Source organism: Runella zeae DSM 19591, assembly GCF_000423565.1.
Classification (GTDB): Bacteria; Bacteroidota; Bacteroidia; order Cytophagales; family Spirosomataceae; genus Runella; species Runella zeae.
The window spans coordinates 17,394-27,072 of record NZ_KE384049.1 but is presented as its reverse complement, the minus strand read 5'-3'; the positions used below and the strand labels follow the sequence as shown (position 1 = coordinate 27,072).

The window sequence follows — 9,679 nt, the reverse complement described above, 5'->3', positions numbered from 1 at the left end:
AAAGCAAAAAGTGGTTCACTTGCCCCGTAGGGGCTACATATTGGTAGCAAAATGAATTTGTCACCGAGTAAGGCATTAGAAAAGCAAGAGTGGTTTACTTGCCCCGTAGGGGCTACATATTGGTAGGAAAAGCAAAATGATTAATAGGTAGCTTGCTCCGTAGGAGCTATACATTCTCAAAATGAGATTAAAGTATTGTTGTACCACAGAGTTACACGGAGTTTATCACAGAGTAGCACGGAGTACTTTTTTGACATTTGCCCCGTAGGGGCTACATATTGGTAGCAAAAAGAATACGATAAAAAGTACCTTGCTCCGTAGGAGCTACACCTTTTCGAAAGGAGATTAAAGTAATTTACCCCGGGGTTACACTTACCGATTTTTTAGCGCCTTTTCCGAATCACGCAATAGCTTTTGTAAAGCAGGGTCTAAATCAGGGGCATCCATTGGCTGAAAATGACTATCAAGTCGTTGTTTGTGATTGAGATAAAAATTTACGGGGTTGAACGCCCCTCCGTCATGACGCACAAACTGACGACAAAGTTTGGCTTTTTCGCCTCGTTCTGTCAATTCTTTGATGTTGCTCAAATGCGGATAGGGGTTTCTATCATTGTTTTTAAACAATAAAAATTGTTCATTGTCAATCAAAGAAGAAGACAGAGCGGTAAAACCCCGGTGGTCTTTGCGGAGCGATTGAGTACCTTTCTTGGCTGAGATGTAAATGTTAGTCAGTACAATAGCCACAAATTCTTCAATAGTGTGATAATCAAATTGCTGCATGAGTATCGTACCCCTCTGATAACTCCCACTGATGATTGAAAAAGCGTGGATTAATTCGTGTAAAAGTACCTCATCGGGACTAGAACCGGGGCCTTTGTTGACCCCATCCATAAAAGAAGGCGCTATCGCCACTCTTATGCCGCCATTCCAGCCAGGGGTAGTTCGATAATCTTCGGCGCAAGTATTGCCTTGGGTACGAGTGGGTGTGATAAAAATCGGCTTGCCTATTTCTCTAATGCTTTGAATAACTCCGTAGCCAGTCCAGTTATATTTCATAATTTCGAGCAGGGTTTGCAATACTTTGGCTTCAAATTTTTTCCAATCTGATTCGGTATTGAAAACATGCTCGTCGCCGATAGCAACCTTGATATTTTGGGCGTATTGGAAAGAAGTAATCATGGGGTAATTTGAAAATTAGATAATTTGAAAATGGTTTAATTCAACCTTTTTCCAAATCAGCCTGTATTCTAAGGTAGGGCGTTTTGTTGAAAAACAACGTCCAAAATGAGCCAACAGCGGCACTGATTGAGTAGAAGGAGGAATGTATATATTGGTAATCCATGAAGGAATTTATCCCTTTTCTACCTCGTAGCGGCTACACATTGATAATGCTAGAAAACATCTCCCCAATTACTGCCCCGGCGGGGTTATATATCGGTAGCTTATCAAAACGTTTTTCACGCCCATATTCCATAGAGGGGTAAAGATGATTTATCTAAAATAAGACATTAGGCTTCATGATTTATCCAAACAAAAGGGTAAAATAGGGGATACTTAGCCAAAAAATATCTTTTTTTAGAACAAGTGCCTATTTTCTTACCCCAAAAAATGCCAATCTCTGGCAATTACCTGTTAATTTTGCATTTTGTTTAGGAATTAATAACACAACTTGTCAATATCACATGTCAACAGCAACTGGAACGTACGTACCGTACAAAGTAAAAGACATCACCTTGGCCGACTGGGGCCGCAAAGAAATTCGTTTGGCCGAGGCCGAAATGCCTGGCTTGATGGCCCTCCGTGCCGAGTATGGCGAATCTAAACCTTTGAAAGGCGCACGCATCGCAGGATGTTTGCACATGACGATCCAAACCGCCGTTTTGATCGAAACCCTCACGGCTTTGGGTGCTGAAGTAACATGGTCTTCTTGCAATATCTTCTCTACCCAAGACCACGCCGCCGCCGCAATTGCAGCAGCGGGGATTTCGGTCTATGCGTGGAAAGGCATGACTGCCGAGGAATTTGACTGGTGTATCGAGCAAACGCTATTTTTTGGCGAAGAGCGTCAGCCTTTGAACATGATCTTGGACGACGGTGGTGACTTGACCAACATGGTGTTTGACAACTACCCTGAGCTGATCGAAGGCATCGGTGGTCTATCCGAAGAAACTACTACGGGTGTACACCGTTTGTATGAGCGTATGAAAAATGGCACCTTGTACTTGCCTTCAATCAACGTCAACGACTCCGTAACCAAGTCAAAATTTGATAACAAATACGGTTGTAAAGAATCATTGGTGGATGCGATTCGCCGCGCTACCGACTTGATGTTGGCCGGAAAAGTAGCCGTAGTGGCAGGTTATGGTGACGTAGGAAAAGGCTCAGCCGAATCGCTTCGTGGTGCAGGTTGCCGTGTATTGGTGACCGAAATCGACCCTATTTGTGCCCTTCAAGCAGCAATGGACGGTTTTGAAGTTGTGACAATGGATGAAGCCGCTACCCGCGCTAACATCTTCGTAACGGCGACTGGCAACATCAACATCATCAAAGATCGTCACTTCAAAGCGATGAAAGACAAAGCGGTAGTGTGTAACATCGGCCACTTCGACAACGAAATCGACATGGCATGGTTGAACGCTAACTACGGCGACACCAAAGAGCAAATCAAACCACAAGTAGATTTGTATACGCTAGACGGTAAAGAAATCATCGTATTGGCCGAAGGTCGTTTGGTAAACTTGGGCTGTGCGATGGGACACCCTTCGTTTGTGATGTCAAACTCATTCTGTAACCAAACCTTGGCGCAAATTGAGCTTTACACCAACCCAGGCAAATACGAAAAACAAGTCTATATCTTGCCTAAGCACTTAGATGAGAAAGTGGCCAAATTGCACTTAGGACACATCGGGGCAAAACTCGAAACCCTCGATGCGGAGCAAGCAGCCTACATCGGTGTGACGGTAGAAGGACCGTTCAAATCTGATTTGTATCGTTACTAGAAAGTTAGCGATTCTAATATATCTAAAGCCTCGGCGTAAGTCGAGGCTTTTTTTTGTGCTTTAAGCAGTAAGGTTTATGCAATAAAGAAAACACCCACCCAAGAAAACCCCCTTTCTCCAGCAATGAGAAAGAACAGTGACTAGAGGTTATTGTTTCCACCAAACCAACTCCCTTTCTCCAGCAAGGAGAAAGGGCCGGGGATAGAGGTTATATTTCTCCCTTTCTCCAGTAAGGAGAAAGGGCCGGGGATAGAGGTTGTTCCACCCACCCAAGAAAACCCCCTTTCTCCCGCAATGAGAAAGAACAGTGACTAGAGGTTATTGTTTCCACCAAACCAACTCCCTTTCTCCAGTAAGGAGAAAGGGCCGGGGATAGAGGTTGTATTTCTCCCTTTCTCCAGCAAGGAGAAAGGGCCGGGGATAGAGGTTATATTTCTCCCTTTCTCCAGCAAGGAGAAAGGGCTGGGGATAGAGGTTGTATTTCTCCCTTTCTCCAGCAAGGAGAAAGGGCTGGGGATAGAGGTTGTATTTCTCCCTTTCTCCAGCAAGGAGAAAGGGCTGGGGATAGAGGTTATTTTACCGTATGATAATTTTTTGTGCCAAACGTGGGGGTTTTGCAAATATTTTTTTTTATTTGTCAAAATATAAACCATTCTTAAGTTTTATCCCACTATAGAATATACCATTTAGGAGAAGTGGCAGGGGAGGGGGAACAACAAAAATGCCCTGAAAGATTGAATTTCCTAAATAAAGGCTATATTTGCATATTCTTGGAAAAATACAAATCGGCTCTATGTTTAAAATCTCCCGAAAAGTAAACCTCCTAGGAGTAGGAATATACCTCCTAGCTATTGTTTTGTGTGCTTCTTGTGTAAGGGTAGATACGCGTAACATCACTTATTTCCAAAGCCGAGATACTTTAGCGTACCAAGTGATGCCTCCCATTACTCCCCAAGTGACCCGCATCCAACCCGATGATATTTTGGCGGTGGTAGTAAGTAGTTTGAGCGAAGAATCCAATGTGCTATTTAACACCGCCAATGAGAATGGGATCACTATGTCTAAATTTGGGGGAGGTATGGCGGCCGGTCAGCAACCTTTAGGATATTTGGTAGATTCTACGGGCAAAATAGAAATGCCATTAATTGGGCGCGTAAAAATAAGTAGTTATACGCTCGAACAGGCGGCAGATACGATTAAACAAAAGCTACTGTTCTATTTAAAAGAACCCACCGTAAATATTCGTTTCCTAAATCATAAGTTTTCTGTATTGGGGGAAGTAGGAAATCCGGGCGTATTTAACTTGATTGATAATCATACTACTTTACCAGAAGCAATGGCTATTGCTGGAGATTTGACCATCTATGGCCTAAGAAAAAATGTAATGCTAATCCGTACCACCGCCGAAAAAAGAGAAGTGGTTCGTATTGACCTTACCCAACGCGATTTTTTTAACTCTCCCTACTATTATTTGCGCAACAACGACGTCATTTATGTAGACATGAACAAAGGCAAAGTGACTACTACTGACCAGCGTTTGCAGTTGTTGCCTATTTACATAAGCATAGTTACTACCCTTCTTGTTGTTGCGAATCTTTTTAGAAGATAGCAGCCCAAACTCCCTTAACAAGGAAGACTTTGGAAAATATAGACTCAAGCAGTGAAAAACGAATACAAATGGCTATAAAAGAACAGGTCTATTGGGAAGACCAAGAAGAAGAATTTGATTTTAAAGCATTTTTTTGGAAATACCTCCGTTATTGGTATTGGTTTGTGATTTCGGCCTTGATTGCCTTGGTAGGCGCCTATTTTTACGTACGCCAACAAGTGCCTATTTATAAAATTAGCGCCGTTTTACTTATCAAAGATGAGAGTAAAGGGGGAATGGCGACCAGTGAGGCACTGAAAGATTTGGAGCTGTATTCTAGCAATAAAATCATTGAAAATGAGATCGAACTGCTCAAATCCCGGGCCATGCTAGAGCGGGTAGTGAATGATTTGAAATTAACAACTTCTTATTACCAAAAAGGGAAAGTACGTTCTGAAGAAGAAATTTTTGGCACTTGCCCTCTTTGGGTTCAAGCAAATACTTTGACTCCCTTGGCCTATGCTGAACCCATGTGGATTAAAGTGTTGAATAAAAACGAGTTTCAGTTGCAAGATGAAGATGGTACTATCAAGGGCAAATTTGGATATAGTCAACATGTAAAAAGCGATTACGGCTCTTTTAGAGTATTTTTGATTGATTCATTGTATCGACATGATAATGACCTTATTCAGGTTCGCTTTGCTTCTAAAGATGCCATGATTCAGCATTACCAAAATGCTTTACAAATTGAATTGGTAAATCAAAAAAGCACAGTGTTACGTTTGTCGATTGAGGATGCCTTACCTCAAAAGGGCAAAGCTGTACTCAGTAAATTATTGGAAGCCTATAGTTTCTCTGCCTTAGCCGACAAAAACCGTGAAGCGACCAATACCATGCAGTTTATTGACGACCGCCTGCGTTTGATTACGGGAGAACTGGGAGACGTCGAAAAAGATGTAGAAACGTACAAGAGTAGCCAAGGTATCACGGATTTGAGCGCCGAAGCCAATTTGTTTTTGGAAAAAGTCAAAGAAAATGATTCTAAACTAAACGAGGTAGATATCCAACTCAAAGTCTTAGAAGGGGTAGAATCCTACTTAAAAAGTAGCCAATTAGGAGTGGCACCCGCTACTTTGATGGTGTCTGACCCCGTGTTGACAGGCTTGCTCACCAAACTCAATGAGCTTGATAATCAACGTGAAAAACTTGCTCGTACCACGGCGGCGGCCAACCCTTTGCTGGAAACAGTTAATACCCAAATTACCAATACAAAAGCTGCTATTCGCGAAAATATTAACAATCAGCGAGAAAGCTTAATCATTACTAGGAATAGCCTCAAAAGCCTCAATGGTCGTTTTGAAACTGCTATTAGGACTATTCCGCGTAAAGAAAGGGAGTTTATCAATATCAAAAGACAACAGGGCATCAAGGAAAGCCTGTATTTGTTGTTGCTCGAAAAGCGGGAAGAGACGGCGATTTCGTACGCTTCTACCGTTACGGATAGCCGCGTGGTAGATGAGCCTTACAGTAGCCCTGGCCCCGTGCGTCCTAAGCCAAACATGATTTACCTTGCGGCCTTGCTGTTAGGTTTGGGTGTTCCCTTTGCCGTGCTAAGTGTCAAGGCCATGCTCAACGACAAAATAGAGTCTCGGGCCGAAATTGAAGACAAAACCCGTAACCTCCCTATCATTGGGGAAATTGGACAGCGACCCAAAGAAGTGGATGGACCGCTGTTGGATACCAACAAGCGTAATTTTATCGTGGAACAGTTTCGTATCTTACGTACCAACCTCAATTACTTGTTCAAGGCAGAGCAAGCGGTTAAAAAAGTCCTCATTACTTCTACCATTACGGGTGAAGGGAAAAGCTTTGTATCGCTCAACTTGGCTTCTAGTTTGGCCAAAGCCAACCACAAAGTGGTGTTGATCAATGCGGATATTCGAAAACCCAAACTACATGAGTATCTGGGAATTCCCAACGAAGTAGGGGTGGTCAATTACCTGATTGGTCGTAAAAAACTGGATGAAATCCTCTTACCTACGCGGGTCGAAAACCTGACTTTTATCGCCAGTGGTCCCGTGCCACCCAATCCTGCCGAATTGTTGGGAAGCGAGGTCATGAAAAAATTGATAGAAGAGCTCTCGCAACGATTTGAATACATTCTTATCGACTGTTCGCCCCACGGCCTCGTGACCGATGCGCTTTTGGTCGCTCCCTTAGTAGATGTCACGCTCTATTTGGTACGGCACGACCATACACCCAAAACGGCACTGTCGTCACTAGCGCAGCTAGCCCAAGAAAAAAAGATGCCTTCTCTCTCCTTGGTATACAATGGCGTCAAAGCCGGTGGTGCCTATGGATATGGCTACGGGTACGGCTACGGGTACGGCTACTATGGGGAGGAAGACAAAGTCAGCTGGTGGAAGCGGTGGAAGAAGAAAATTTGAAAATTGCTTAATTCGGTAATTGGAAAATAAATAAATCACTGGGGCTAGTGGCTCGAAAAGTAGCCTTTAGGTGCTGTATATGGGTAGAAAATAGGGAAATCACAGGTAAATGGGGCTGTCTCAAAAAGTCTGGTATCACCAAATTATCTTCGGTCTCTGTTCAACCTCACGGCAGCGGCCGACCGTCCCCTAAATCCCCCTCTCCTTTCTGGAGAGGGGGACTTTTAAAGCCCTTCTCATGGAAGGAGAAGGGTTGGGATGAGGTTGAAACCAAAGAAAATAGGGAAATCACAGGTAAATGCCCCTTTGGGGGCTATACATAGGCACCCCTATTCAACATATCATTTCAATGACCTTATTCAATGACCTATTCCTATTAGTTACAAAAAGCATACAGATAAATGCCTTGGAAAAGTTCAATTTTATCCCCTAACCTTCTATTTTACACGCCGTTTGATAATTTTTTTGAACTTTTTTTAGAAAATGTGCACTATGGTATCTTTTTTTTATATACCTTAGTGTTATAAAAGCGAGAGGGATACCCTCTATCAAGCATTAAAAAGTTTAAGTCGTTACCGTTCTTACCCTACAAAATATATCGTTAAAAGCCTATTTTGCCAAATAAAACCTAAGAGGCAGATAAGGGAAATTTGTATGTCATGAGCGGTTAAAATGGTATTTAGCCGCGACGGCGGCCTTGCAAAAAGGCTTAAAAGAGGGAAGCCTAAGTGGAGAATGACCACTTTAAAATACAAAAGATGTAAAAGCATCTAACAGGTATCTATTATCCTTTTTTACTGAGAAAGACAGTTTTTAAGAAATAGCCACACAACCGTAGAGAGTGTTAATTAATATAACATCTAACGGATATATTGATAACGAATAACAAATGACCAAAGTAGCATTAATAACGGGGATTACGGGTCAAGATGGTGCCTATTTGAGCGAATTACTGCTCTCCAAAGGCTATACCGTGCATGGTATCAAACGCCGCAGTTCGTTGTTTAATACCGACCGCATCGACCACCTCTACGAAGACCCGCACGTACAACACCCTCGTTTTATCTTACACTACGGTGACCTTACCGATTCCCTCAACCTGACGCGCATCATTCAGGAAGTACAACCCGACGAAATTTATAATTTAGCGGCAATGAGCCACGTCAAAGTGAGCTTCGACGAACCCGAATACACCGCCAATGCCGACGGAATTGGCACTTTGCGTATATTGGAAGCCGTTAGATTACTGGGCTTGGCTCAAAAAACCAAAATATACCAAGCTTCCACCTCCGAATTGTATGGTTTGGTGCAGGCGGTTCCTCAATCTGAGTCCACACCTTTCTATCCTCGTTCGCCTTATGCCGTGGCCAAACTGTACGCCTACTGGATTACGGTCAATTACCGCGAAGCTTATGGCATGTACGCTTGCAATGGCATCTTGTTCAATCACGAATCTCCCCTGCGGGGCGAAACCTTCGTGACGCGTAAAATCACCCGCGCTGCGGCCAAGATTGTGTTGGGTTTGCAAGATTGTCTCTACATGGGCAACATCGACGCACAGCGCGATTGGGGTCACGCCAAAGATTACGTGGAAGCCATGTACTTGATTTTGCAGCAGGAGCAGCCCGAAGATTTTGTGGTAGCCACGGGCGTGACTACTCGCGTACGGGAGTTTATCCGACAGACTTTTGCTTTCTTGGGTGTGACTTTGGCTTTTGAAGGCGAAGCCGAAAACGAACTAGCCATGATTGCCCAAGTAGATGAAAATCGTTTGTTGGAGTTGGGGATACAAAAAGGGCCGCATTTGGCCGAAGGAACGACGGTACTCCGCATCGACCCGCGCTATTACCGCCCTACGGAAGTAGAACTATTGATAGGGGATCCCACCAAAGCCCAAGAAAAACTAGGCTGGAAACCTAAACATACCCTCACTACCTTGATTGAAGACATGGCGCTATCTGACCTTCGATTGTTCCAAAAAGACCAATTGCTATTGAAAGAAGGTTTTGGGGTGTTGAATTATTTTGAATAATAGATTGTATGCCTTGGTTTGTGCTTTATACAAAATCGCGAAACGAAAAATTGGTGGCCGAACAGCTGCGCAAGTGGGGAATAGAAGTCTATTGCCCCTTGCTCAAGACCGCGCGCCGTTGGTCCGACCGTACCAAAGTCGTGGAAGAGCCGCTCTTTAAATCTTATTGTTTTGTGAAGCTCGAAGAACACGAACGCGCTCAGGTGTTTGGTGTACAGGGGGTGGTGCGTTATTTGTTTTGGCTCAAAAAGCCAGCCATAGTGAGGGACGAGGAAATTGATGCCATTAAAAAAATGCTCAATGAAGTACCTCATCAATGTATCAAAGTAACTCAATTTCAGGTGGGAGATGTATTGAAGATTGATTCGGGAAGTTTTGCGGAGCAGAGCGGGGTAGTATTGCGGCAACAAGGGAATTTGGTGACGCTGAAGCTAGAAAGCTTACAAATGATGCTGACCGTGGATGTCTCTAAGACGATGACGGTAGTAGTGTAGCTTTTTTAGGTCACAGAGTTGCGCCGAGTTTGGCACGGAGTATCACAGAGGAGTAAAATAATACAGTAAAAATAGCTTGAGTAGGTACAGAAATGGGACTGAAAGGGCGAAGCCGTAAA

The 9,679-nt window shown here is 43.5% G+C and carries 6 protein-coding genes; 5 read left to right on the top strand and 1 reads right to left on the bottom strand.

Annotation, left to right across the window (positions count from 1 at the left end):
- Positions 1-372: 372 nt before the first annotated feature.
- Complete coding sequence (locus G563_RS0132800; protein WP_028669062.1) at positions 373-1,179, bottom strand: M91 family zinc metallopeptidase; 807 nt, start codon at positions 1,177-1,179, stop codon at positions 373-375.
- Between the two features lie 503 nt (positions 1,180-1,682).
- On the opposite strand from G563_RS0132800, the gene ahcY reads away from it, so the two are divergent.
- From ahcY to G563_RS0132770, 5 genes are all read left to right on the top strand, one after another.
- On the top strand, positions 1,683-2,999 hold the full coding sequence (gene ahcY, locus G563_RS0132795; RefSeq protein WP_028669061.1) for an adenosylhomocysteinase: 1,317 nt from the start codon (positions 1,683-1,685) through the stop codon (positions 2,997-2,999).
- A gap of 793 nt (positions 3,000-3,792) precedes the next feature.
- Positions 3,793-4,608 (top strand): polysaccharide biosynthesis/export family protein, encoded by an 816-nt coding sequence (locus G563_RS0132785; protein ID WP_037328848.1) that lies wholly within the window; start codon positions 3,793-3,795, stop codon positions 4,606-4,608.
- 68 nt (positions 4,609-4,676) lie between these two features.
- Positions 4,677-7,034, top strand: coding sequence for a GumC family protein (locus G563_RS0132780; protein WP_037328846.1), 2,358 nt, complete (start codon positions 4,677-4,679; stop codon positions 7,032-7,034).
- An 889-nt stretch (positions 7,035-7,923) separates the two neighbouring features.
- On the top strand, positions 7,924-9,066 hold the full coding sequence (gene gmd / locus G563_RS0132775) for a GDP-mannose 4,6-dehydratase (protein WP_028669057.1): 1,143 nt from the start codon (positions 7,924-7,926) through the stop codon (positions 9,064-9,066).
- Positions 9,067-9,074: 8 nt separating this feature from the next.
- Entirely contained in the window at positions 9,075-9,560 is a 486-nt protein-coding gene (locus G563_RS0132770; RefSeq protein WP_028669056.1) for a UpxY family transcription antiterminator, read from the top strand.
- The last annotated feature ends 119 nt before the right edge of the window (positions 9,561-9,679 follow it).